Source organism: Streptomyces griseocarneus (assembly GCF_014655595.1).
GTDB classification, from domain to species: Bacteria; Actinomycetota; Actinomycetes; order Streptomycetales; family Streptomycetaceae; genus Streptomyces; species Streptomyces griseocarneus.
Genome location: NZ_BNBL01000018.1, coordinates 1 through 24,188, shown reverse-complemented (window position 1 = coordinate 24,188; position 24,188 = coordinate 1). Strand labels below are relative to the sequence as shown.

Here is a 24,188-nt window from a genome sequence, read left to right as displayed (position 1 = left end):
GCCTTCCCATGAGCCTCTCCCCCCGTGAGACAACCGCCGGCTCCGGTGGACACGGCGAAGCCGACGGGTCCGCGACGTCCACCGAATCCGTTGAGTCATTGGTACTGCACACCACTGACAACGGGGTCTCGTGGATCACGCTCAACCGGCCCCACGCGCTCAACGCCATCACCTCCGACCAGCGCGAACACCTGATTTCCCGGCTTTCCCACGACTCCGCCGACCAGGCCGTGCGAGCGGTGGTCATCACCGGTGCCGGCCGGGGCTTCTGCTCCGGCGCGGACCTGCGCGCGGCCCCGGCCTCCGGGCTCGCCGAGCGCGTACCCGGCGATGTGGCCCGCATGATCAAGGAGGGTGCCCAGCGGCTGATCAGCGCGGTGCTGGACTGCGAGAAGCCCGTGATCGCCGCCGTGAACGGCGCCGCGGCAGGGCTCGGGGCGCATCTCGCGCTCGCCTGCGATCTGGTTCTGGCCGCGGAATCGGCGCGGTTCACCGAGGTGTTCGTGCGCCGCGGCCTGGTCCCCGACGGCGGCGGCGCCTATCTCCTGCCGCGGCTCGTCGGGCCGCGACGCGCGAAGGAGCTGATGTTCTTCGGCGACACCCTTTCCGCCGCCGAGGCGGAACGTTTCGGGCTGGTCAATCGCGTGGTGCCGGACGAGGAGCTGGCCGAGACCGCCCGCGCCTGGGCCGAACGGCTGGCGAGCGGCCCGACCCGAGCGCTCGCGCTGACGAAGCAGCTGGTCAACGCCTCCCTCGACGTGGACAGGGCGGCCGCCTTCGCCGCCGAGGCGGCCGCGCAGGAGATCAACGCGGCGACGGCGGACGCGGCCGAGGGCGTCATCGCCTTCGTGGAGCGGCGCGACGCCGCGTTCCGGGGGCGCTGAACGTACGCCGTGCGACGCGCCGGCCCTGACCGGTCCCGGCGCGGGCCGGCGCGTGCCGGAAGGGTTCCGATCTCATGGCGCATCGGATTCAATGGGCCGCATGATGGGACACGCCGGAATGGCGGCCATCGCGGTGCGCTGTCTGCGGTCCACGGGCTCACCGGCCCGCACCGCCCAGCCCCGCGACCCCTCGCCCCGGCCCCGGCTGCGGGCCGTACGGGCGGACGAGCCGCCCCCGCCGACGCCGGAGGAATTCCGGAACGTCCTCGGCCACTTCGCCAGCGGGGTCACCGTCATCACCGCGCCGGGCGAAGGCCGGGAACCCCCTGCGGGGTTCGCCTGCCAGTCCTTCTGCTCGCTGTCCCTCGACCCGCCGCTCGTCGCGTTCATGGTGGGCCGTTCGTCGACGAGCTGGCCGCGCATCGCGCGGGCCGGAGTCTTCTGCGCCAACATCCTCGGCTCCGGGCAGAAGGACCTCTGCAGAGGTTTCGCAACCAGAAGCTCGCAAACAGCCGACAAGTTCGCCGGGGTGGCGCACGAGCCGTCTCCGGTGACCGGTTCGCCGAGGCTCGCGGACGCACCGGCCTGGGTCGACTGCACGATTCACGCCGTGCACACCGGCGGGGACCACCTCATCGTGGTCGGCCGCGTGGAGGCCCTCGGAGCCGATCCGAGCGCGGCGGACGCCGGCCCGCTGCTGTTCCACCGGGGCGCGTTCGGCGCCTTCGACGCGTTCGGAACGTACGACGGCTGAGCCGAGCGACGCGGAAGCCCCGGCTTCCTCCCGCTACTTCGGGTGCCTGACCACCTTGGTCAGCACGTACCGCTTGCCGGAGCCCGGCTTGCCGACCTCGTGATAGATCCGCGGCCCCTTCTGCGTACCGGTGACGCTCCACTGGCGCGTGAGGTCGCAGGCGCCGATCCTCAGCGAGACGCCCTGCACCCTGCCGTCCGCCTTGACCGGTTTCCAGGTGCCCGAGCCGTAGCAGTCCGTCGGCCTGTCCTTGCCCGTGCCGTCCCAGACGAAGTTGTCGAGCCCCTCGGCCACCGCGTTCCCGCCGGACGCCAGTCTGACCGTGCCCCCACGGCCGTCGGTCCAGACGCCGGCGAGGTCCGACGATGCCAGCCGCGGCGGCTCGTACACGCTCACCAGACCCGTGCCGTACGCCCCCGCGCCCAGCGCGCCGACGGCCAGCCATGCCAGCAGGCCGTCGCGCATCACCCTCCGGGCCACGCTCCCCGAGCGGTCCTCGCGGACGCGCCGGACGGCGGCCCGGCCGGCCAGGGCCGCGGGCAGCAGCACGGCAGTGAGCACACCCCACCACAGGAGGTACGTGAGCGGCCGCGCCAAGGAGTGGCTGCCGAGCGCCGCCACGGCACCGAACACCGCCACCGTCGCGGCCGAGACCACGGGTACGGCACCGGCGTTCCACCACAGCCCCACGGTCCCGCCGCGGCCACGCGCGAACCTGCGGGCCAGCGCCAGGGCGGGCATCACGACGGCAGCGGTGACGAAGCCGCTGGCGAGCACGGTCAGGAGCAGCACACCCAGCGCGATGGCGATGAGCAGCAGGACGTTCCCCGGAATGTCGTCGTGCTCACGGGAGAGCATGACCAGTACGCCGGCGGTCCCGCCGATGACGGCTTCCGCGCACAGTGCGGCCATCGAGGCGCAGAACGCGGCACCGAAGCCGTCGCCGTGCGGCGCGCGCTTGGACTTGGCACAACACTCGGCGGACGCGGCGTCCGCCGCGTCGTCCGGTATCACATGCGGATCGGCCTGCTGTGTCATCTCCGCCCCTCCCTCTCCCGAAATGAGTCCCCCAGAGGTCGAGAGGTTCCGATGCGAGCAATCCGAGACAGCGCTCGGTGCTCACAGGCCCACCGACTGTGAGTCCGGATGGCACAAAAGGGCCGTCCGGACGGCCTATTCTTACCGAATGATCCGAGTTGACCCGAATCAGGGCGGCTCGGGCAACACTACGAGCCCACCCCGCACTCAGGCAGCGGCCTCCGCGAAAACTGCGGCAGGGATCACACGACGGGGAGCCCTGGCTACCGGTCGAAGGAGAGGACGCAGCGCGCCACCGAAGGGTTGTTCACCTCGGCCGCCGCACGATCGAAATCCTCGACCGGGTAGACCTTGGTGATCAGCTCGTCCAGCAGGAGCCGGCCCTCGCGGTACAGCCGCGCGTAGAGCGCGATGTCGCGCTGCGGACGGGAGGAGCCGTAGCGGCAGCCCAGGATCGACTTGTCGAGATAGAGCGAGGAGACGCGGAAGGACGCCTCGGCGTCGGCGGGCGGCACACCCAGCAGAACCGCCCGGCCGTGCCGGTCGAGAAGATCGACCGCCTGCCGGATGAGGCGGGTGTCGCCGACGCACTCGAAGGCGTGGTCGACGCCCGTGGGCAGGATCCGCCGCACCGCGGCCGGGACGTCGGGAACGGCGGAGGCGTCGACGAAGTGCGTCGCGCCGAAGCGGCGGGCCAGAGGTTCCTTTCCCGCGTCCACGTCGACGGCTACGACGGTGGAGGCCCCGGCGATCCGCGCGCCCTGCAGGACGTTCAGCCCGATGCCGCCCGCACCGATGACGAGTACGGACTCGCCCTGGCCCACGCGGGCGCGGTTGAGGACCGCCCCGACACCCGTCAGGACGCCACAGCCGATGAGAGCCGCCGAGAGCAGCGGTACGTCATCAGGAATCTTGACCGCCTGCACGGCCTTGAGGACCGTGCGCTCGGCGAAGGCGGAGTTGGACGCGAACTGGAACAGCCTCTCGCCGCGCCGTGAGAACGGCCTGCCGGGCCTGCCGATGGCCGTGCGGCACATGGTGGGCCGCCCGCGGTCGCAGTCCGCGCAGGCGCCGCAGTTGGCGAGCGTGGACAGTGCGACGCGGTCGCCTGGCGTGACGTGCGTGACGCCCGGGCCGACGGCCTCCACCACACCCGCTCCCTCGTGACCGAGAACAACGGGCACGGGGTACGGAATGGTGCCGTCCATGACCGACAGGTCGCTGTGGCACAGACCCGCGGCGGCGACGGCGACCAGTACCTCGCCGGCACGCGGATCGCGGACCTCCAGATCGTCGACTACCTGCGGCGACTTGCCGTCGAAGATGACGCCTCGCATGGATGGTTGTCCTCTCCGGCAGCTGGGTGGACGGGACGGCAGAGACGAGGGATGCGGGCGGCGCGGCCGACCCGGAGCGGCCGGGCGATCAGGACGGCCAGACGAGCGACTGGAGTTCGCTGTACGCGTGGAGGGCGAAGGAACCGCCGTCGCGGCCGATACCGCTGTTCTTGAAGCCGCCGAAGGGCGTCTCGGGGTGACGCTGAATGGTGTTGATGCCCACGTTTCCGCTGCGCAGCCTGGCGGCGAGCTCCCAGGCGCGACGGGTGTCGGCGCTGAAGACATAGTCGTAGAGGCCGTACGCGGTCCCGTTGGCGATACGGACCGCCTCGTCCTTGTCGTCGAAGGACATGGCCACGACGACGGGCCCGAAGATCTCCTCGCGGGCGACGGCCATTTCGGGCGTGACGTCGGCGATGAGCGTCGGGGCCACGTAGAAGCCGGGCCGGAGGGCTGGGCGACTGCCGCCCGCGAGGATCCGGGCGCCCTGGTCGCGGGCCCCGGCGACGTAGGCCTCGACGCGATCGCGCTGCGCGGCGGAGATCAGCGGGCCGACGATCGTGGAGTTATCCACAGGGCTCCCGATTGTCAGTGCCCCGGCGTAGCGTTGCAGACCGGTGACGACCCGCTCGTACAGCGATCGATGGACGAGCACCCGGGTCGGCGCTGTGCACACCTGCCCGCTGTGGAAGGACCAGACCGAACCGACCGCCCCGATCGCCGACTCGAGCACCTTGCCGTCGGCGTCCTCCAGGACGATGGCCGCGCCCTTGCCGCCCAGCTCCATCAGGGTGCGCTTCATCGACCTCCCCGCGGCCTCGGCGATCTTCCTTCCCACGCCGGTGGAGCCGGTGAAGCTGATCATGTCGACGCCGGGGTGGGCGACGAGCGCCTCGCCGGCGTCCGGGCCCGAGCCGGTGACCACGTTGAACACCCCGTCCGGCAAACCGGCTTCCTGGAAGAGGGGGCCCAGTTCGAGGCAGGAGAGCGGGTCCTGCGGGGCCGGCTTGGCGACGACCGTGTTTCCCATGGCCAGGGCGGGGGCCGCCTTGCCCGCGAGATTGACGACCGGAAAGTTGTAGGAGGTGATGCAGCCGACGACGCCCACCGGGCGCCGGGCCGCGGCGGCGCCCATCAGGCCGCCGGGAGCCAGCGGTCCGGCCGGGACGGGCCACGGCGCGAGCGGGACGACGTCCGGTTCTATGGCGCCCCGCGCGTAGCGCCGGAAGCGGTCCACCGCCGGGAGCACCTGCAGGCTCCTGGCGACGCGGAGGGTCGCGCCCGTCTCGGCCTGGAGAAGGGGGACGAGATCCCCTCTGCGTTCCGACAACAGATCAGCGATCCGGTCCAGGACGGCCGCGCGCTCGCGCGGATCGGTACGGGACCAGCCGCTCTGCGCGGCCTGCGCGGCGGCCACGGCGTCGGCGACTTCGGCGGGAGTCGACTCCGGGGCCTCCCCGACGACCTCTTCGGTCGCCGGATTGACAATTGGATAGTGCCCCTTTTCCGGCGCGCGCCACGCGCCGGCGATCCAGTGGCCGTACGTCGTCATGGCCGGGCCTCCTTCGGCAGGCCGAGTACGCGCTCGGCGATGATGCCGCGCTGGATCTCGTCCGAGCCGCCGTAGATGGTGTCGGCTCGGCTGAAGAGGAACAGCCGTTGCAGGGCGTCCAGTCGGTACGGCCTGTCGGGGTGCCAGTCGTCCGGTCCCAGGACGGCGGGCGCGCCGCGCACCTGCATCGCCAGTTCGCCGAGCCGTCTGTGCCATCCGGCCCACAGCAGCTTGGCCACGTTGGGCGCCCCCGGTTCGCCGTCGCCCCCCAGGGTCCGCAGGGCGTGCCAGCGCATGGTCTGCAGTTCGGCCCACTGCCGTACGAGCCGGTCCCGTACCGCCGGCTCCTCTGCGGCACCGGTCCCCACGGCGAGCCGGATCACCCTCGTCAGCTCCGCGGCGAAGCCGATCTGCTGGGCGAGGGTGGACACGCCGCGCTCGCGCGCCAGGAGGCCCAGTGCGACCCGCCAGCCGTTGCCCTCCCCGCCGACGAGGTGCTCGGCGCGGGCCTCGGCGCCGTCGAAGAACACTTCGTTGAAGTCGGCGTCCCCCGACAGCTGCCGGATGGGGCGGACCTCGATCCGGCCGGGCTGATCCATCGGCACGAGAAGAAGGGAGAGTCCGTGATGGCGTCGTGAGCCCTGGGTGGTGCGCGCCAGCACGAAGCACCAGTCGGCCTCGTGGGCATGGGAGGTCCAGGTCTTCTGCCCGCTGATCCGGTACGCACCGCCCCCGTCGGCCCGGACGGCGACGGTCTGTACGGCGGCGAGGTCCGAGCCGGCGCCGGGTTCGCTGTAGCCCTGGCACCACAGCTCCTCACCGCGGGCGATGGCGGGGAGGAAGCGGGTGCGCTGGGCGGCGTCACCATGGGCGAGGAGGGTGGGGGCCAGGAGGTTCTCACCGAGGTGGCCGAGGCGGGCAGGTGCGTGGGCCCGGGCGTACTCCTCGGCCCACACGACCTGCCCGCTGAGGGTCGCGGTCCGGTTTCCGTACGTGCCGTGGGCGTCGTTCCAGCCGAGGCCGATCCAGCCGCCTGTGCCCAGTTCGCGTTCCCAGGCACGGCCGGGGGCAGGGGGCGGGTCGCCGGCGAGGTGCTCGGCAAGCCAGGCACGCGCCTCGTGGCGGAACGCCTCGTCCTCCGGTCCGAATGCGAAGTCCATCCCTACTCCTTCGCCGTCCGCGGTCTCAGGCGTTGGGACGCTCGCCGGCGGCGGCCGCGTCGGCCATCGCCCCCAGCTTGTCCAGCATGGGCATCGGGTCGGTGCCGACCGTCCCCGGGAGAATCCCGGCGATCCGCTCGGGGGTCCAGGTGCCCTCCGCATAGGCGGCGCGCAGTTCGCGGGGCTGAGCCCAGACCGCGATCTTCGGTCCGGCCACGGTGTAGACCTGGCCGGTGATCCCTTCCTGACGGGCGCGCTCGCTGAGCAGGTAGACGACCAGCGCGGCCACGTCCTCCGGCTCGCCGATCTCCTTGAGCTCCATGGGGACGTTGGCGGACATGCGCGTACGGGCCACGGGGGCCACGCAGTTCGCCGTCACCCCGTATTTGTGCAGGCCCAGGGCGGCGCTGCGCACGAGGGAGATGATGCCGCCCTTGGCCGCGGCGTAGTTGGCCTGGGAGACGCTGCCCTGGTGGTTGCCGCTGGTGAAGCCGATGAGGGCGCCGCCACGCTGCCTGCGCATCACCTCGGAGGCGGCACGGAAGACGGTGAAGGTGCCCTTGAGATGAGTGGCGACGACCGCGTCCCACTCCTGCTCGGTCATGTTGAAGAGCATGCGTTCGCGCAGGATGCCTGCCACGCATACGGCACCGTCGATCCGTCCGTACCGGGCCAGCGCGGTGTCGACGATCCGCCGGCCGCCGGCCATGGTCGAGACGTCGTCGGCGACGGCGACCGCCTCGCCGCCCACGGCCTCGATCTCCTTGACCACGGCCGTCGCGACTTCGCTCGTGGGCTCGTCGCCCGTGACCGACACTCCGTAGTCGTTCACGACGACACGGGCGCCTTCGGCGGCGCAGGCCAGGGCCACCGCCCGGCCGATGCCCCGCCCCGCTCCGGTGACGGCGACCACCTTGCCGGCCAGGAAGTTCACCATGGCGCGCCCCCTTCCCGCATTTTCTGACGGACCGTTAGATTTTTGAGCAGGGCGGTCCCGAGCACAAGACCTGGAGAAGCGGAAAACGGCCGACACCGTCACGACTGCGGGAGGAATCGATGTCATTACCGGCGGAGTTCCACGAGCTGGCCAAACGGCTGAACAACTGGGGCCGCTGGGGGGACGACGACGAGATCGGCACGCTCAACCTCATCACGGACGAGGTCGTACGGGCCGCCGCATCGACGGTCACCAGCGGGCGCCGCGTCCCGCTGGCCCTGCCGCTCCAGCAGGACGGCGTGCAGACCGGGCTGATCCCCGGCAGGGTCAACCCCCTGCACACGATGGTCGCGGTCAACGCGGAGTTCTTCGGGCCGGGGACCATCGCCACCAGCGACGACGTCGTGACCATGGGCCTTCAGGCGGGCACCCACTGGGACGGCCTCTCCCATGTGTCGCACGGCGGCAGGCTCTACAACGGCCGGCCCGCGGATTCGATCACTGCCCAGGGGCGTGCCGCGTTCCATGGCGTCGAGAAGGCCGGGCACATCGTCTCGCGCGGCGTCCTGCTGGACGTGGCGCGCGCCAGGGGGGTGGAGCGGCTCGACGGCGATCACGCCGTGACGCCCGAGGACCTGGAAGCGGCCGAAGAGTTGGCGCGGGTGACCGTGAGGCCCGGCGACATCGTGCTGGTGCGCACTGGCCAGATCCAGCACTACCTGGCGGGTGACAAGCAGGCGTACGCCTATCCTTCGCCCGGCCTCTCGATTCGCACGCCCGAGTGGTTCCACGCCCGGGATGTCGCCGCCGTCGCCAACGACACCCTCACCTTCGAGATCTTCCCGCCGGAGATCGAGAACCTGTGGTTGCCCGTGCACGCGCTCGACCTGGTCGAGATGGGCATGCCGCAGGGTCAGAACTGGAACCTGGAGGCACTTTCCGAGGCCTGCGCCACATCAGGGCGCTACGCGTTCCTGCTGGCGGCGATGCCGGAGCCGTTCGTGGGCGGGACGGGAACGCCGGTGGCGCCGGTGGCGGTCTTCTGAGGGAGCCGCACCCGCGCACGGCCACCATCACGCGGGCTCCCGGGCCCGCTTGGAAGACGGGCGGGCGGCGGCGCACAGATGCGCACCCCGAGCACGGCACCGTGCGCCGCCACCCAGCTCCGGCGCCTGAGCCCTGTTGTCACGCCGGATCGCGACCCGCACTCGCCAAGCAGCCCGGACAGACGGGCCTCTCGACGTCCCCTCGCAACGAATCGCTGCATCCAAGGGTGATCACGTGACCACTTCACGTCAACACCTGGTCTGGACTTTGTCGACTAAGCCCGATTTGTCGCGGCGTGTTGTGGCTCAAAAGTGCCACTCCAGCACGGCTCCCCGCGATCGACCTCACACCAGATGCGCTTGCCGGCACCTTCGCGGTGCCAGCCCCAGCGGTCGGCGAGCCCGTCCACCAACTCCAGGCCCCTGCCCCCGGTCTCGTCGCCCTGCGCCCTGCGTCGTCGCGGCGCACGAGTGCTGACGTCGGCCACTTCGACGCGGACCGTTCCCACGCCCCCGGCCGCCGCGCCGGCGGGGCCGGCCGCACCGGGGAGGAGCATCCGCAGCACGGCGGGGCAGCCCGTGTGCACCACGGCGTTGGTGACCAGCTCGGAGATCAGCAGGATCAGGGTCTCGGCCAGCGGCTCGTCGGCCCCTATGCCCGACCCGGCCAGCCGGGACCGCGCCCACCTACGAGCCCGCCCCACTTCCGCGGGGTCGGCCCGAACCTCCATCTGCATCTGAAGCACCTGCACCGCTCACACCATCCGAACCGGCGGACACAACGCCTCGCGTCCCGAAGGGATCACAGAACGTGACCCCCTTCGAGGACAGCATGGTTGACGTACAGTTACCCCAACAAGCGCTTCGGGCATATTCCGGCGCAAAGGAGTATGCGTACTGCATACTGTGCGACGCGCGCTGCGGGGACTCGAACAGAGGGGCGTTCCACGCCCCGGAACATGGCGAGCAAGGGATTTCACCGCACTCGGTGCCGCCGCTCCGGCCGCACCGACTTTGTTCCATCCTTGAACCACTCGCACCCGACGGAGAGTACCCGAGGTCCGGGCCGACTCCACACTGTGACGAGTTGCGCGAAGAATACAAGTCGATATCGACGCAGAGTGATCATTTATCGGGTGGAAGGCGGTAATTCACCCACACCGATTACACAGCGCCATTCACCCGGTTCGCGGTTTCCGTCATGCAATCCCCTGCGCCTTCCAGAAGTGCCGCCGCCAGGGCCTCCTCGGCCCTCTCCGTCGACTGCCACTGCGCCTGCCGGACCCACGCCCGCTTCAGATGGAGATGGACATCGGCCTCCCAGGTGAAACCCAAGCCGCCATGCAGTTGCAAACAGTCACGGGCATTACGGACAGCAGCCTCATCAGCGAGCAGTTTGGCCCCGGATATGTCACCGAGCGTCATCGCCAAGGAGGCGGCGTAGACGCTACTGCGTGCGATTTCCGTACGTGCGAGCATGCGCGCGCAGAGGTGCTGAACGGCCTGGAAGGCTCCGATCGGCCGGCCGAACTGGGTGCGGCTCTTCGCGTGGGCAACGGCCATCTCCAGGGTGCGGGCCGCGCTGCCGAGTTGCTGGGCCGCGGTCAGCAGCGCCGCCTCGGCACGCAGGCGGCCGGGGTCCACCGCAGCGGCGGTCGCGGTCGCCGAAGCGCCGGCCACGGGCAACCTGCCTGTGCGCGACGCTCTTTCGGCCCCACAGGGGACCTCATGAGCCTCCGGCAGGTGATGGAGCGGGGTCGTCGGGTCCACCGAGCGCAAGGGCCTGGCCGTAGCCAAAGGGCCCGCGCCGTCTCCCACCGGGAACGCCCGGACGGTCGGACCCTCGCACAGCAGCACGGCGTCGGCCGAGTCGAGATGCTCGGCCAGCCCGGCCCCTTCCAGGGCCGTCACCACCGTCGTACCGTCGGCGGCGCCGGACACGAGTCCCGCGGCGAGGTGCGAGGCGGCCAGCGGCCCGGGCAGCAGGGCGCGGCCCGCTTCCTCGAAGACGAGGACCGCTTCGGGCAGTCCGAGACCGGCGCCTCCCTCCTTCTCCGAAAGGCGCAGGGAGAACACCCCGATCTCGCCCAACTCCCGCCACAGGGCCCGGTCGAGAGGCGCCCGCTTCGCCGGATCGGCCTCGGCCGACTCCCGGAGCTTCTCGCGGGGAAATCGTGCCACCAGGAGATCGCGCATTCCCGCCCGCAGAGCCCGCTGGTCCTCGCTCAGCCGGAAATCCATGGTCGCTGTCACCGCCCTCTGGGAAGGCCGAGGATGCGCTCGGCAATGATGTTCTGCTGGATCTGTGACGTGCCGGCGGCGATGGTGTACGAGAGGGAGGAGAGGCGCTCGAGGGTCCACTCATGGGATGCGTCCAGCGACAGCGGACCGAGGGCCTCGGAGGCCGCGTCGTAAAGCTCCTGACGGGCGTGGGAATAGCGCAACTTGAAGACCGAGGCCCCCACACCCGGTACACCATTGCCACCGGTCCGCAGTGCGTGAGCGGCCTCGCTCGCATTCCACTGGGCGAGCCGCCACAGAGCCGTGAATTCGGCGTTCAGGCGGCCGAGACGGCGGCGCAGGGCGGCGTCCTCCCACCGTCCGTTCTCCTTGGCCGCTCGGGCGAGCAGGGCCAGGGTGCGGCGACAGGCGACGACTTCTCCGGCGAAGGCGGTGCCCCGCTCGAAGGAGAGGGTGACCATGGTGACGCGCCAGCCGTCGTTCTCCGCGCCGACCCGTTGGGCGACCGGCACGCGTACCTCGTCGAGGAACAGCTCGGCGAATTCCATGGATCCCGCGAGGGTGCGCAGCGGGCGGACGGTGACGCCCGGGGCGTCCATGCGCATCGCGAGCCAGGACAGGCCCCGGTGGCCGGGGGCCGAGGGGTCGGTGCGCACGAGCAGCTCGCACCAGTCGGCGACCTCGGCGTGCGAGGTCCATGTCTTGCTGCCGGTGACGACGTACGCGTCGCCGTCGCGGACCGCGCGGGTGCGCAGGGAGGCGAGGTCGGAGCCGGCCTCGGGCTCAGAGAAGCCCTGGCACCAGACCTCCTCGCCGCGCAGGACCGGCGGCAGCCAGCGGGCCTGCTGGGCGGCGGTGCCCTCCACGGCGATGGTGGGACCGGCGTGCAGCAGCCCGACGAAGTTGGCCCCCACGTAGGGCGCACCCGCGAGCTCCGCCTCCTCGAGGAAGATCAGGTGCTGGGTGGGGGTGGCGCCCCGGCCGCCCGCGTCGGCCGGCCAGTGCAGGCCCGCGTATCCGGCGTCGTACAGCGCCCGCTGCCAGGCACAGTCGTAGGCGCGCCGGGCGGGCCAGTCGGCCGGGGACGGCTTGGGGGGCAGCGTGGGCAGCGTCCTGTGCAGCCAGTCGCGCAGCCGGCGGCGGAAGTCTTCCTCTTCGCGGGTGAGGGTGAGGTCCACGGTGTCACGCGCCCGCGCTGCCGGCGCCGCGATCCGGGTCCGGCGCCGAGGCCGGTCCCGGCGCGCGGGCCGCGTCGAGATCCAGGCCGAGCATCCGGATGGCGTTGCCGCGCATCAGTTTGTGGACGGTCTCCTCGTCCAGGTCGCGGACGTGGTCGAGGGCCACCTGCTTGGTGTGCGGGAAGGTGGAATCGACGTGGGGGTAGTCGGTCTCGAAGGTGGCGTTGTCGCGGCCCACGGTGTCGAGGGACGCGATGCCGTGTTTGTCGCGGAAGAAGCAGCAGAAGATCTGCCGGTAGTAGTAGGTGGAGGGCGGTTCGGGGATCAGGTCGCGGACCCCGCCCCAGGCGCGGTGCTCGCGCCAGACGTCGTCGGCCCGTTCCAGGGCGTACGGAATCCAGCCCATCTGACCTTCGCTGTAGGCGAGTTTGAGCCGGGGGAAGCGGACGAGGACGCCACTGAAGAGGAAGTCGGACATCGACGCCATGGCGTTGTTGAAGGACAGGGTCGCCTGGACGGCGGGCGGGGCGTCGGGGGAGGCGGCGGGCATCTGCGAGGAGGAGCCGATGTGCATGTTGACGACGGTGCCGGTCTCCTGGCAGGCGGCGAAGAGGGGGTCCCAGTAGCCCGTATGGATGCTGGGCAGGCCAAGGTGGGTGGGGAGCTCGCTGAAGGTCATGGCCCGCACGCCGCGCGCCGCATTCCGCCGGATCTCCGCGGCGGCGAGGCCGACGTCCCAGAGCGGGACGATGCACAGCGGGATGAGCCGCCCGCCGCTGTCACCGCACCATTCCTCGACCATCCAGTCGTTGTAGGCGCGGACGCATGCGAGGGCCACTTCCTTGTCGCGCGCCTCGGCGAAGGTCTGGCCGCAGAAGCGGGGGAAGGTGGGGAAGCACAGGGATGCCTCGACGTGGCTGAGGTCCATGTCCTTCAGGCGCTCCGCGGGGTCCCAGCAGCCCGGCCGCATCTCCTCGCGGGTGATGCCCTCGAGGGTCATGTCGTCGCGGTCGAATCCGACGGCGGCGATGATGCGCTTGTACGGGAAGCGGAGGTCCTCGTAGATCCACCAGTCGGCGGGCGGCCCGTCGGGGTCCATGGTGAGCCGGTACGCGCCGCCGGTGTACCGCAGCTCGCCGATGCCGTGGGTCAGGGGGCGGGGGCCGCGGTCGCGGTATTTGGCCGGCAGCCAGGTCTCGAAGAGGTGGGCGGGCTCGATGACGTGGTCGTCGACGCTGACGATGCGCGGCAGGTCCATGGGGACTCCCTCCACCATCTGACACTTCGTCAGTTCTAGCCCGAGGCTAGACCGCACCCCCTGGACCGACAAGGCGTGCCGCCCTACGCTCCGGCTCAATATGACGGTGCGTCAGCTGACAACGGAGGACGCCGTGCAGTCCAGTACCGCCCGCGAACTGGCCAGCTCCCGCACCCTGTGGGAGCTGCTGGACCGCCGCGCCGCCCTCACCCCACGGGCGCTCGCGCTCATCCAGGCCGACGAACCCGCGCGAGGGCGCACGGGCGGAGGTGCCGGCGAAGCCGGCGGGGACCGGAGCCTGACGTTCGGCGGCCTGCGTGCCCGGGCGGAGCGTGTCGCGGCGTGGCTCCACCTCCTGGGTGTGCGGCCCGGGAGCCGGGTGGCCTGGCAGCTGCCCACGCGCATCGAGACCGTTGTCCTGACGTTCGCGCTGGCGCGGCTGGGCACCCTCCAGACGCCCCTCATCCCCTACTGCCGCGACAGGGAGGTCGGCCACGCGCTGCGGGCCACGGGGGCCGAGTTCTTCGTGGTGCCGGGGGTATGGCGCGGGTTCGACCACCTCGCGATGGCCCGCCGCCTCACCCCCACGCTCGCCGTCCGGCCCCTGCTCCTCACGGCGTACGACACCCTCCCCGAGGCCGACCCCACGATCCTGCCGCCCCCGCCCGCCCACGGCACGCAGGTCCGCTGGGTCTACTGGACGTCCGGCACGACCTCCGGCCCCAAGGGCGCCCTCCACACGGACCGCGGCCTCATCGCCGCCGGATCCTGCCTCGCCGACGCCCTCGGCCTCACTCCGGACGACGTCGGGTCCATGGCCTTCCCCTACGCGCACGTGGCCGGACCCGACTACACGGTGATGTCACTCCTCAGGGGCTTCCCCGCCCTCCTGCTGGAGCATTTCGCCCTGCCGGAGTCGCTCGGCGCGTACCGGCGGCACGGCGTGACCGTGGCGGGCGGCTCGACCGCCTTCTACACGATGTTCCTCGCCGAACAGCGCAAGGACCCCACCCGCAGGCTGATCCCCACCCTGCGGCTCATGGCGGGCGGGGGCGCGCCCCGGCCGCCGGGGCTGTACGACGAGGTCGTCCGCGAGCTGGGGTGCGTCCTGGCCCACGGCTACGGCATGACGGAGGCACCCATGATCACGATGGGTTCCCCGGACGACCCCCCGGACAGGCTGGCCACCACGGAGGGACGGCCGCCCGCCGGGATGGAGATCAGCGTCGTCGGCGCGGACGGCCGGCCGGTGCCGGCCGGCGTCGAGGGGGAGGTACGGCTGCGGGGCGAATCCGTGTGCCAGGGGTACCTCGACCCGGAGCGGACCGCCGAGGCGTTCGACGCGGACGGCCGGTTCGTCACCGGCGACCTCGGCCACCTCACCGAGGACGGGTACCTCGTGCTCACCGGGCGCACGAAGGACATCATCATCCGCAAGGGCGAGAACGTCTCCGCGCTGGAGATCGAGCAGCTGCTCCACGGCCATCCGGGCGTGGCGGACGTCGCCGTCATCGGCCTGCCCGACCCCGCCCGGGGGGAGCGTGTCTGCGCGGTCGTCCAGCAGCCCCCGCGAGCAGCGCCGCTGACCCTCGACGACGTGACGGCCCACCTGCGGGCCGCCGGACTGGCGGTGCACAAGCTCCCCGAGCAGCTGGAGCTCGTGGAGGAACTGCCGCGCAACGACACGCTCCGCAAGGTGCTCAAGTACAAGCTGCGCGAGCGCTTCTCCGGCTGACCGCCCCGGCCGCCGCGTCCGTCAGTCCTGGGCGCGGTAGGTGTCCCTGGCGCGCTCGAAGTAGGCGTCGACCGAGCGCTGTTCGTCCATCGGGCCCCTGACCTGCACCAGGTGGTAACGGCCGGCCAGGATCATGGCGGCGTTGCGCACGTAGACCTGACGGCCGCTGCTGTCGTTCCAGTTGAAGGTGCCCTCGGCGGCCGCCGTGCCGCCGACGTCGGCGCGGCGCAGGCCGGAGGAGCCGGACCAGGAGGAGGACCGGTAGGGGGCGAGTTCGGGCTCCTTGTCCTGCTGGTAGACCATCGGGTCGCCGCCGAACTCCGCGACCTTGTCGCGGCCGGGCACGATGATCAGTTCGTAGTCCCCGCCGACGTAGACGACCTGGCCGCGTTCGTTCTCGCCGCGACGCCGCCAGTCCTCGGGCACGGCCACGGTGAATCCCTTGGGGTCCTTGCGCAGGGCGAAGTCCTTGGGAACGCTGCCCGCCCCGTCGGGCCGTGCGTCCTGGGCGCCGGTGGCGGTGGCCCGGCCGGTCCGGCCTTCGGTGGTGGGGTCGCCGGTGGCCGCGCTCAGCGCTCCGGCGGTGCCGGTGCGGTCGGCCGGGGCCCCGCCCGCGCTCTCCTCCGTTCGCGGCATGAACAGCAGGGCGTAGAGCACGGCTCCGATCAGGGCGAGCAGGATCAGGCCCACCAGCAGTCGTCCCAGGCGGTTCGGGGAGGGCGCGGTGCGTACGTACTGCTCCTGCAGGTGTCCCGTGGTGTGGAATCCGCCGGGGCCATGACTCTGCGCGGCACCGCCCCGCTCCTTGACCGTCCGCTTGTGACGCCCGTGACCGCCCGGCGTCGCCGGGCCTGCGGCGGAGGCGCGGCCCCGGCGCCGGGCCACCTCACCGCGTCGCCGGACCACCGGCAGGCGGCGCGCGTCGGCGGGGGCGGCGGGGCCGATCGACGGCACGGTGACCGTACGGCTGCCGATGTCCGGCTCCGGAGCCGAGCGGATCAGCGAGCGGAGCCAGCCGCGGAGCTCCTCGAACTCCGGCCGCTCGCCCGGGTCCTTGCGCATCAGCGATTCGACGACGGGGCGCAGGGCGCCGCACTCCTCGGCGTACGCGGGCGGCTCCGCGCAGACGACCTGGACGAGTTCGGCGGTGCTCTCCTCGGGGTAGGGGGCGTGGCCCTGGACGACGCGGAAGAGCAGGGCGCCCAGCGCCCACAGGTCGGCGGCGGGGCCGACGGGCGGGGCGAGCTGCCAGTTCTCCTGCACCGGCCAGGCCTGTTCGGGGGCCCAGCGCTCGGTGACGGCGCCGACGACGACCATGCGCGCCTGCCGGGCCCGTTCTGCGTCGAGGGCGCTGCCGGGACCGGCGGGCGGACCCCAGCTCTCGCCGGAGGGCCGGGCGGCGGAAGCCGCGGGTGGGGCGGCAGCGGCGGCCGTCCCGCCGTCGGGCCGGGCCTTCCCGGGCACGGCCGCATCCGGGGCTCCGGGCCGCTTGGGCCGGCCGCCCACCGGGGGCGGGGCGGCGCTGCCGGGGTGCCCGTCGCGGCTCGAGGGCGTGCCGTGCGCCAGGGATTCCGCGCTCCACGGCGGCTTGGCGCCAGGTGCGGGGGCCGTACCGCTGGCGGCGCTGCCGCCGCCCCAGGTGGACGCGCCGGTCGACGGCGTGGCGCCGGTCTCGGCCGCCGCGCGCGCGGCGGCACGGGCCGCCGCGTGGTAGGCGGCGATGGCTCCGGAGCGCACGGCGCGATCGCTGCGGGGTGCGTTCCGGTCGGCGCCGGCGGCATCCGTACGGGCGGCGGCGCCCGGCACACCCTGACGCGGCACGGCGGCACCGCCCTGGCCCGCGGCGTACGGAGGGCGCCGGGCCGCCGGGGGGCGGGGCACGGGGTCGTAGCCGCACAGCGCCTCCTCGGCGGCGCCGGCGGCCAGGCCCGTGAGGATGGCGCGGCCGTCGTCGCAGATGAGGACCGTGCGGGCGGTGATGTTGCGGTGGGTCCAGCCCTGGGAGTGGAGGGCGCGCAGGGCGGCGAGGACGTCGGCGGCCACCTCGGCGGCGCGGTGCGGGGAGAGGGTGCGTTCGGCGAGGAGCGCGGCGAGAGGGCGGGCGGAGACCAGTTCGCTGACGATCCAGAGACTGCCGGCCTCGGCGAAGACGTGGAAGACCTGGTCGAGCCGGGGGTGGTCGGGGATCTGCGCGGCGGCGGTCGCGGCCGCCAGCGCCCGGCGCACCGCGGGGTCGCCGGCGCCCTGGGCCGCGCGCCCGGTACCCCCGCTCCCCGCTCTGCCGCCGCCCCGGGGCCCGGCCCCCGTGCCGTACGGCCCCCCGTCGCCGATGACCTCGGCGTCCACGACCTCCGGCAGCGGAATCTGCCGGACCAGGACCTCCTGACCGCTGTATGTGTCGAAGGCCCGGGTCTCCACGAGGTCGAACGCCTCGGAAGGTGGCAACGGAAGGCGGTAGCGGTCGGCGAGCACCCGGCCCGCGTAGTCGTCCACGACGCCTCCCCAATCGTGCGATCCGCCCAAACGTGCGATCCACCACCATTGCCCGAACAACCGTCAAAGCCGGTCGTTCCGCTGCTTATTGCGGCTGCGTACGGTCCACGAGGACTCACGATACGTGCCGAACCCGCCCCTTCGGGCCCGTACGGCTCAGTACGTCCCCCGGCCCGGCAACGGGTATGCCTCGGGCACCGGTTCCCCCTGGAGACCGGGCCGGCTCACGGTGTTCCAGCCGTCAGTTTGCGCGCGGAACGTTCCCCGCGACGTGCCGCTCGGCACCCCGGGCAATGTCCTGTGCGTCGTCCGCCCCGGCGCCGTACACGGGCGCCACGACCATGACCGAGGCCTTCTTGTGCGGGGTGGAGCCGCTCTTGCCGTTGTCGCCCTTGTCGTCGCCGCTCAGGGCGAGGGCGAGCACGGTGCCGATGACGGCCAGCACGACGACGACCGCCGCGGCGAGCAGGACGCGGCGCGGCACGACGTCGGTGATCGACGCACGGCCGTACGTCGTGACGCGCCCGCCCCGGTTGCTGCGGGCACTGGCGGCGACGCTCCCCACGCGCAGGCGCACGGGCTGCCCCGAACCCTCCGGGTCGGCCGTGACGGACGAGCTCGCGGGGGTGTCGTCCCGCAGGGGCCGGAAGGCGCCGCGCGTCCGCTCGGTGGCCGCGTCGCCGGGACGCGAACCGCCGGCGGAGGCCGGGGACGACGAGCGGGACGACGGCCGGGAGGAGGGCCGCGTGGACGAGGAGCCCGCGGACGGGGCCGGCGAGGACGCCGACGACGAACGGCCGCCGTAGCCGTCCCTCTTCGCCCTGGACGACGACCAGGAGGGCGAGGCGGAGGGCTTCTCCGGTATGACCGGGACGGCGATCGCCTGGGTGGCGTCCAGGTCGGGGGTCGCGGGCTCGGGAGGCTTGGGCAGGCGCTCGTCCGGGGCGTTGACGGCGTCCGTCAGCAGTGCCCGCGCGCCGGGCTCGTCCAGCCGCTTCTGCGGGTCCTTGGCGAGCAGCCCGTACATCACCTCGGCCAGCGGCCCGGCGTTGCGCGGCGGCCCCAGGGGCTCCGTCATGACGGCGGTGAGGGTCGCTATGGCCGACCCCTTGTCGTAGGGCGGGACGCCCTCGACGGCGGCGTAGAGCAGGCCGCCCAGGGACCACAGGTCGGCCGGGGGGCCGGGTTTCTGGCCGCGGGCCCGTTCGGGGGATATGTACGAGGGGGCGCCGACGAGCATGCCGGTCGAGGTGACCGACGGGTCGCCCTCGACCTGGGCGATGCCGAAGTCGGTGAGGACCACACGGCCGTCGTCCGCGATGAGGACGTTGGACGGCTTCACGTCGCGGTGCAGGATGCCCTCGCGGTGCGCGGCGCGCAGCACGTCGAGCACGGCGAGACCCACCTCGGCGGCTCTGCGCCACTTCAGCGGCCCGTCCTCGCGGATGACGTCGGCGAGGGAGCGGCCCTCGATGAGTTCCATGACGATCCACGGGCGGTCGTCCTCGTGCACGACGTCGTAGACCGTGACCGCTCCGGCGCTGCGGATGCGGGCAATGGCCTTCGCTTCACGCAGCGTGCGCGTGATGAGGCGGCGCTTCTCGTCCTCGTCGATGTTGGCCGGGAAGCGCAGCTCCTTCACCGCGACCACCCGGCCCAGGGTCTCGTCCGTAGCCCGCCAGACCGTACCCATGCCACCGCGCCCGAGGACGTCCCCGAGGCGGTATCGCCCGGCAAGGAGGCGCCCTGCCGTGCCCTGCGTCTGCTCCGCCTCCGACATGCGTCCCCTCTGGCAATCAGCTCTGCGACCAACCGACCCTGGCAGAGCGACCATTGTCTCTCATCCGCGGACCGGCGGAAGGCCAGGGTCCGCGAGGCCATGGATGATGAGCGCATGCCGACGCGTGTCGCCTTCCCACGCCTCACGGCGGCCATGGCCGCGCTGAGCTGCGCCGTGGCGGTATCGGTGACGACGGGAGGCGGTGGCGCCGTCGCCCGCTCCCCTGTAGAGGACCTGGTTTCGGAGCGTACGGTTCCCGGCGCGGCCGAGCTGTCACAAGACACTCATGGGGCGGTCCGGTTCACCACGGCGGGCGTCGCGGACGTCGCCACCGGACGTCGCATCCTTCCCACGGACCGCTTCCGCGCCGGGAGCATCACCAAGACGTTCATCGCCACCGTCGTCCTCCAGCTCGCGGCCGAACACCGGCTCGATCTGGACGATCCGGCCACCGCGCACCTCCCGGCCGGCGCCGCGGCCGCCCTGCGCCACTCGGGGCGCGACCGCCCGGTCACGGTGCGCCAACTCCTCGGGCACACCAGCGGCCTCTTCTCCTACACCGACGACCGCGCCTTCTTCCGCCGCGTCTTCGGCGCGGGCTTCGCCGCCCACCGCTACGAGCGCCACACCGCCGGCGCCCTGCTGCGGACGGCACTCGCCCACCCCGCGTACGGGCCGCCCGGACGCCTCTACCGCTACTCCAACACCGACTACCTCCTGCTCGGCATGGTCATCCGTCAGGTCACCGGGCACTCCTACGCCGCCGAGGCCCGACGTCGTGTCATCACGCCCCTGCGCCTCACCGGCACCAGCTTCCCCGGCCTCCGGACCACGCTCCCCGCCCCGCACGGCCGGGCGTACAGCCCGTCAGGCCCCGGCCGCGCCGGCGGGCTCGCCGACGTCACGGACCTCAACCCGTCCGCCGCGGGCGCCGCGGGCGAGCTGGTCTCCACCCTCCCCGACCTCAACCGCTTCTTCGCGGCCCTGCTCGGCGGGGCGCTGCTGCCCCCGGCGCAGCTGCGCGCCATGCGGGACACCTCGGCGTCCGGCGGCCGGTACGGACTGGGCCTGTTCCCCGTCCGGCTGCCCTGCCACCGCACGGTGTGGGGCCACAACGGCGAGATCAACGGCTCGTACGTCCAGAGCCTCGCCACCGCCGACGGCCGACGCGTGGTCAGCTACCGCGTCAACAGCGACGCGCGCATCCCCCGAACGGCCGAAGCGAAGCTCCTGAGCACGGCGTTCTGCCCCACCGACGGGACCGGCCCAGCGGACCGGACCGGCTGGACCGGCTAGATCGGCTGGATCTCCGGGGCTCCCAGCCGGGCCGCGTCCGCCGTCAGGTCGTCGGGCTGGCGCTGCGACTCGCGCTCCGCCTCCACGCGCTTCTCGTAGTGCTCGACCTCCTTGTCGACCTGCGCCGCGTCCCAGCCCAGCACGGGCGCGATGAGCTCGGCGGCCTCCCGGGCGCTGCGCGTCCCCCGGTCGAAGGTCTCGATCGAGATCCGCGTCCGCCGCGTGAGGACGTCGTCCAGATGGCGCGCCCCCTCGTGCGAGGCGGCGTAGACGACCTCCGCGCGCAGATAGTCGTCGGCTCCGGTCAGCGGCTCGCCGAGCGAGGGGTCGGCCAGGACGTAGGAGAGCACCTCGTCCACCAGCGAGCCGTAGCGGTTGAGCAGGTGCTCCACGCGGGCCACGTGCAGGCCCGTGCGCCGGGCGAGCTGGGCGCGGCCGTTCCACAGCGCGCGGTAGCCCTCGGCGCCCACCAGCGGGACGTCCTCCGTGACGCAGTCCGCGACCCGCTGGGCGAGTCCGTGCACCGCCTCGTCCACGGCGTCCTTCGCCATCACGCGGTACGTGGTGTACTTGCCGCCCGCTACGACCACGAGCCCGGGCACCGGGTGGGCCACGGTGTGCTCGCGCGAGAGCTTGCTTGTGGCGTCCGACTCGCCGGCCAGCAGCGGGCGCAGCCCCGCGTAGACGCCCTGCACGTCGTCGCGGGTCAGGGGGACCGCCAGCACGGAGTTCACGTGCTCCAGCAGATAGTCGATGTCGGCGCTGGAGGCGGCGGGGTGGGCCTTGTCCAGGTCCCAGTCGGTGTCCGTGGTGCCGATGATCCAGTGCCTGCCCCAGGGGATCACGAAGAGCACGCTCTTCTCCGTGCGCAGGATCAGGCCCGTGGTGGAGTGGATGCGGTCCTTCGGCACGACCAGGTGGATGCCCTTGGAGGCCCGTACGTGGAACTGCCCGCGCTCGGCGATGAGCTGCTGGGTGTCGTCCGTCCACACGCCGGTGGCGTTGACGACCTGCCGGGCGCGGATCTCGAATTCGCCGCCCTGTTCCAAGTCCCGCACGCGCGCGCCGACCACGCGCTCGCCCTCGCGCAGGAAACCCACGACCCGCGCCCGGTTGGCGACGTCGGCACCGTAGGCAGCGGCGGTTCGCACGAGGGTGGTGACGTAGCGCGCGTCGTCCATCTGGGCGTCGTAGTACTGCAGGGCGCCGATCAGGGCGTCCTTGCGCAGGCACGGCGCGACGCGCAGCGCCTTCTTGCGGGTGAGGTGACGGTGCGTGGGCAGCCCGCGGCCGTGGCCGGAGGAGACGGACATCGCGTCGTAGAGGGCCACGCCCGCCCCGGCGTAGAAGCGCTCCCAGGCTCTGTGCTGGAGCGGGTAGAGGAAGGGCACCGGCTTCACCAGGTGCGGGGCGAGCCGCTGCAGCAGCAGTCCGCGTTCCTTGAGGGCCTCGCGCACCAGGGCGAAGTCCAGCATCTCCAGGTAGCGCAGGCCGCCGTGGATGAGCTTGCTGGACCGGCTGGAGGTGCCCGCGGCCCAGTCCCTCGCCTCGACGAGCCCGGTCGCGAGCCCGCGCGTGGCCGCGTCCAGCGCGGTGCCCGCGCCGACGACGCCGGCGCCGACCACCAGGATGTCCAGTTCCCGCTCCGCCATCCGGGCGAGCGCCTCACCGCGCTCGGCCGGACCGAGTGTCGCCGTCCTCACCATTGCCTCCCGCCTGACCGCTCTCGCCGTCGTTGCCGGTGACCCCGTCACTGCCGGTGCCGCACGCCGCCCGTCGCGCCCTCGCCGTCCCGGGCGGGCACCCGTCCTCCTTCGATGCTGCCCCAGATCCGCCGTGCGGGCCGCGCCGGAGCCACGCCACCACCCCGACGCAATCACTCCTGCCCCACGAACCGCACCCGATTCACCGCACCCGACGCACGCCCAGGTGCACGCCCGGATTCACGCCCGGAGTCACGCCCCGACGCGCCCCCGGATCCACGCCCGGTCCCACGCCCCGGCGCACGCCCCCATCCGCATCCCGATTCGGTGCCACCCCGGCGCGGCACCGACTCTCCCACGGCAATACCGGATAACAGTCATATATCCGCCTAACCTGATGTAACGGCCTACCCCGCCGGAAACCCGCCGGTAATCCCCTCCGGGAAGGACCGCCTCCCCCTATGCCCGCAGATCTCGCCGTCATCGGTCTCGGCCACCTCGGACTCCCCCTCGCCCAGGCCGCCACCGCCGCCGCCATCGCCACCGTCGGCTACGACACCGACCCCCGCAGGGTCGCCGAGCTGCGGGCCGGCCGCGTCCCCGCCGAGGTCTGCGACAGATCCCTGACCGCCGCCGGCATCCGCCGCATGCTCTCCGCCGGCTTCCGCGCCACGACCGAGGACGCCGAGCTCGGCAAGGTGCGTACGGCCGTGATCTGCGCCCCCACCCGGCTCGGCGAGGACCGGGCGCTGGACCTGAGCGCCGTCGGCGAGGCCGCCCGCGCCCTCGCGGCCCGGCTGCGTCCGCGCACCACCGTGCTCCTGGAGTCCGCCGTCTACCCCGGCACCACGGAGGACTACCTCCGCCCCATCCTCGAGGCGGGCTCCGGCCTGCGCGCCGGCCAGGACTTCCACCTCGCCTACTCCCCCAGCCGCCTCGACCCCGGCAACCGCGAGTACGGCTACACCAACACCCCCAAGGTCATCGGCGGCCTCACCCCGGCCTGCACGGAGGCCGCGGCCGCCTTCTACGGACGCATCTGCGAGCGGGTCGTCCGCGCCCGCGGCCCCCGCGAGGCCGAGGCGGTCAAGGTGCTGGAGACCAACTACCGGCACGTCAACATCGCGCTCGCCAATGAGATGGCCGTCTTCTGCCACGACATCGGCGTCGACCTCTGGGACGTCGTCCGCTGCGCCGAGACCAAGCCGTTCGGCTTCCAGGCCTTCCGCCCGGGCCCGGGCGTGGGCGGCCACGGGGTGCCCATCGACCCCAACTACATCTCCTACAAGGGCCGCAGCCTCGGCTACCCGCTGCGCATGGTGGAGCTGGCGCAGGAGGTCAACGGCCGGATGCCGCGCTACGTCATCCAGCGCTGTGCCACCCTGCTCAACGAGCACGGCAAGTCCGCGCGCGGGGCCCGCGTGCTGCTGCTGGGCGTCGGCTACAAGGCCGACGTGGGCGACCAGGAGGGCTCACCGGCCCGGGAGATCGCCTCCCGGCTGATGGAGATGGGCGCCCAGCTCAGCTATCACGACCCGCACGTGCCGCAGTGGCGCGTGCTGGGCCAGCCCGTGCCACGCGCCGACTGCCCCCTGGAGGCCGCTGCCGCCGCCGACCTGACGGTGCTTCTCCAGCACCACCGCTCGTACGACCTGCAGGGGCTCACGGTCAAGGCCCAGCTCCTGCTGGACACCCGCGGCGCGAGCCCCGCCGGCGCGGCCCACCGGCTCTAGGGCGTGTCCGCAAAGTCAGGGGAGCCATAGTCGTAGGCAGGCGAGGGTGACCATGGCCTGGTA

At 72.6% G+C, this 24,188-nt stretch carries 17 protein-coding genes and 1 pseudogene; 6 read left to right on the top strand and 12 right to left on the bottom strand.

What is annotated here, in order from left to right:
* Window positions 1-8: 8 nt before the first annotated feature.
* On the top strand, window positions 9-884 hold the full coding sequence (locus IE295_RS30745) for an enoyl-CoA hydratase/isomerase family protein (protein WP_190067067.1): 876 nt from the start codon (window positions 9-11) through the stop codon (window positions 882-884).
* 100 nt (window positions 885-984) lie between these two features.
* A complete protein-coding gene (locus IE295_RS30740; RefSeq protein WP_224323501.1) occupies window positions 985-1,638 on the top strand; it encodes a flavin reductase family protein in 654 nt (217 codons plus the stop codon).
* A gap of 33 nt (window positions 1,639-1,671) precedes the next feature.
* Here the strand turns inward: IE295_RS30740 and IE295_RS30735 are convergent, their stop codons facing one another.
* The 5 genes from IE295_RS30735 to IE295_RS30715 form a co-directional block, all read right to left on the bottom strand.
* Window positions 1,672-2,676 (bottom strand): hypothetical protein, encoded by a 1,005-nt coding sequence (locus IE295_RS30735; RefSeq protein ID WP_190067066.1) that lies wholly within the window; start codon window positions 2,674-2,676, stop codon window positions 1,672-1,674.
* 263 nt (window positions 2,677-2,939) lie between these two features.
* On the bottom strand, window positions 2,940-4,013 hold the full coding sequence (locus tag IE295_RS30730; protein WP_190067065.1) for a Zn-dependent alcohol dehydrogenase: 1,074 nt from the start codon (window positions 4,011-4,013) through the stop codon (window positions 2,940-2,942).
* Between the two features lie 88 nt (window positions 4,014-4,101).
* A complete protein-coding gene (locus IE295_RS30725) occupies window positions 4,102-5,565 on the bottom strand; it encodes an aldehyde dehydrogenase family protein (protein WP_190067064.1) in 1,464 nt (487 codons plus the stop codon).
* Window positions 5,562-6,725, bottom strand: a complete 1,164-nt coding sequence (locus IE295_RS30720; RefSeq protein ID WP_190067063.1) for an acyl-CoA dehydrogenase family protein — start codon at window positions 6,723-6,725, stop codon at window positions 5,562-5,564. Before IE295_RS30720 ends, IE295_RS30725 begins: the two co-directional genes overlap by 4 nt.
* A 25-nt stretch (window positions 6,726-6,750) precedes the next feature.
* Complete coding sequence (locus IE295_RS30715; RefSeq protein ID WP_190067062.1) at window positions 6,751-7,662, bottom strand: SDR family NAD(P)-dependent oxidoreductase; 912 nt, start codon at window positions 7,660-7,662, stop codon at window positions 6,751-6,753.
* A 119-nt stretch (window positions 7,663-7,781) separates the two neighbouring features.
* On the opposite strand from IE295_RS30715, the gene IE295_RS30710 reads away from it, so the two are divergent.
* Complete coding sequence (locus IE295_RS30710) at window positions 7,782-8,708, top strand: cyclase family protein (protein ID WP_190067061.1); 927 nt, start codon at window positions 7,782-7,784, stop codon at window positions 8,706-8,708.
* A gap of 275 nt (window positions 8,709-8,983) precedes the next feature.
* Here IE295_RS30710 and IE295_RS30705 read toward each other — a convergent pair whose 3' ends face one another.
* From IE295_RS30705 to IE295_RS30690, 4 genes are all read right to left on the bottom strand, one after another.
* Window positions 8,984-9,460, bottom strand: coding sequence for an ATP-binding protein (locus IE295_RS30705; RefSeq protein WP_190067060.1), 477 nt, complete (start codon window positions 9,458-9,460; stop codon window positions 8,984-8,986).
* A gap of 412 nt (window positions 9,461-9,872) precedes the next feature.
* On the bottom strand, window positions 9,873-10,949 hold the full coding sequence (locus IE295_RS30700; protein ID WP_190067059.1) for an acyl-CoA dehydrogenase family protein: 1,077 nt from the start codon (window positions 10,947-10,949) through the stop codon (window positions 9,873-9,875).
* An 8-nt stretch (window positions 10,950-10,957) separates the two neighbouring features.
* Complete coding sequence (locus IE295_RS30695) at window positions 10,958-12,127, bottom strand: acyl-CoA dehydrogenase family protein (protein WP_190067058.1); 1,170 nt, start codon at window positions 12,125-12,127, stop codon at window positions 10,958-10,960.
* A 4-nt stretch (window positions 12,128-12,131) separates the two neighbouring features.
* Window positions 12,132-13,385, bottom strand: coding sequence for an amidohydrolase family protein (locus tag IE295_RS30690; RefSeq protein ID WP_224323502.1), 1,254 nt, complete (start codon window positions 13,383-13,385; stop codon window positions 12,132-12,134).
* 100 nt (window positions 13,386-13,485) lie between these two features.
* On the opposite strand from IE295_RS30690, the gene IE295_RS30685 reads away from it, so the two are divergent.
* The gene (locus tag IE295_RS30685) at window positions 13,486-15,120 is read left to right on the top strand and encodes a class I adenylate-forming enzyme family protein (RefSeq protein ID WP_224323503.1); all 1,635 of its coding nucleotides are present in this window, start codon (window positions 13,486-13,488) and stop codon (window positions 15,118-15,120) included.
* A gap of 21 nt (window positions 15,121-15,141) precedes the next feature.
* Here IE295_RS30685 and IE295_RS30680 read toward each other — a convergent pair whose 3' ends face one another.
* A complete protein-coding gene (locus IE295_RS30680; protein WP_190067057.1) occupies window positions 15,142-17,613 on the bottom strand; it encodes a serine/threonine kinase C-terminal domain-containing protein in 2,472 nt (823 codons plus the stop codon).
* 463 nt (window positions 17,614-18,076) lie between these two features.
* Window positions 18,077-19,393: pseudogene (locus IE295_RS30675) on the bottom strand (serine/threonine-protein kinase); the annotation flags it as partial.
* Between the two features lie 114 nt (window positions 19,394-19,507).
* Between IE295_RS30675 and IE295_RS30670 the strand changes: the two are divergent.
* Window positions 19,508-20,689: a serine hydrolase domain-containing protein gene (locus tag IE295_RS30670; RefSeq protein ID WP_190067055.1), complete on the top strand. Its 1,182-nt coding sequence runs from the start codon at window positions 19,508-19,510 to the stop codon at window positions 20,687-20,689.
* Here IE295_RS30670 and IE295_RS30665 read toward each other — a convergent pair.
* Window positions 20,686-22,392, bottom strand: a complete 1,707-nt coding sequence (locus IE295_RS30665) for a glycerol-3-phosphate dehydrogenase/oxidase (RefSeq protein WP_190067054.1) — start codon at window positions 22,390-22,392, stop codon at window positions 20,686-20,688. The two genes, IE295_RS30670 and IE295_RS30665, sit on opposite strands and share 4 nt — an antisense overlap.
* Window positions 22,393-22,853: 461 nt before the next feature.
* Between IE295_RS30665 and IE295_RS30660 the strand changes: the two genes are divergently transcribed.
* Entirely contained in the window at window positions 22,854-24,125 is a 1,272-nt protein-coding gene (locus IE295_RS30660; RefSeq protein ID WP_190067053.1) for a nucleotide sugar dehydrogenase, read from the top strand.
* Window positions 24,126-24,188 lie beyond the last annotated feature (63 nt).

Coding starts and splice junctions, on each gene's coding strand:
- IE295_RS30745 (WP_190067067.1), top strand. CDS start 9: ATGAGCCTCTCCCCCCGTGAGACAACCGCCGGCTCCGGTGGACACGGC.
- IE295_RS30740 (WP_224323501.1), top strand. CDS start 985: ATGATGGGACACGCCGGAATGGCGGCCATCGCGGTGCGCTGTCTGCGG.
- IE295_RS30735 (WP_190067066.1), bottom strand. CDS start 2,676: ATGACACAGCAGGCCGATCCGCATGTGATACCGGACGACGCGGCGGAC.
- IE295_RS30730 (WP_190067065.1), bottom strand. CDS start 4,013: ATGCGAGGCGTCATCTTCGACGGCAAGTCGCCGCAGGTAGTCGACGAT.
- IE295_RS30725 (WP_190067064.1), bottom strand. CDS start 5,565: ATGACGACGTACGGCCACTGGATCGCCGGCGCGTGGCGCGCGCCGGAA.
- IE295_RS30720 (WP_190067063.1), bottom strand. CDS start 6,725: ATGGACTTCGCATTCGGACCGGAGGACGAGGCGTTCCGCCACGAGGCG.
- IE295_RS30715 (WP_190067062.1), bottom strand. CDS start 7,662: ATGGTGAACTTCCTGGCCGGCAAGGTGGTCGCCGTCACCGGAGCGGGG.
- IE295_RS30710 (WP_190067061.1), top strand. CDS start 7,782: ATGTCATTACCGGCGGAGTTCCACGAGCTGGCCAAACGGCTGAACAAC.
- IE295_RS30700 (WP_190067059.1), bottom strand. CDS start 10,949: ATGGATTTCCGGCTGAGCGAGGACCAGCGGGCTCTGCGGGCGGGAATG.
- IE295_RS30690 (WP_224323502.1), bottom strand. CDS start 13,385: ATGGACCTGCCGCGCATCGTCAGCGTCGACGACCACGTCATCGAGCCC.
- IE295_RS30685 (WP_224323503.1), top strand. CDS start 13,486: ATGACGGTGCGTCAGCTGACAACGGAGGACGCCGTGCAGTCCAGTACC.
- IE295_RS30670 (WP_190067055.1), top strand. CDS start 19,508: ATGCCGACGCGTGTCGCCTTCCCACGCCTCACGGCGGCCATGGCCGCG.
- IE295_RS30660 (WP_190067053.1), top strand. CDS start 22,854: ATGCCCGCAGATCTCGCCGTCATCGGTCTCGGCCACCTCGGACTCCCC.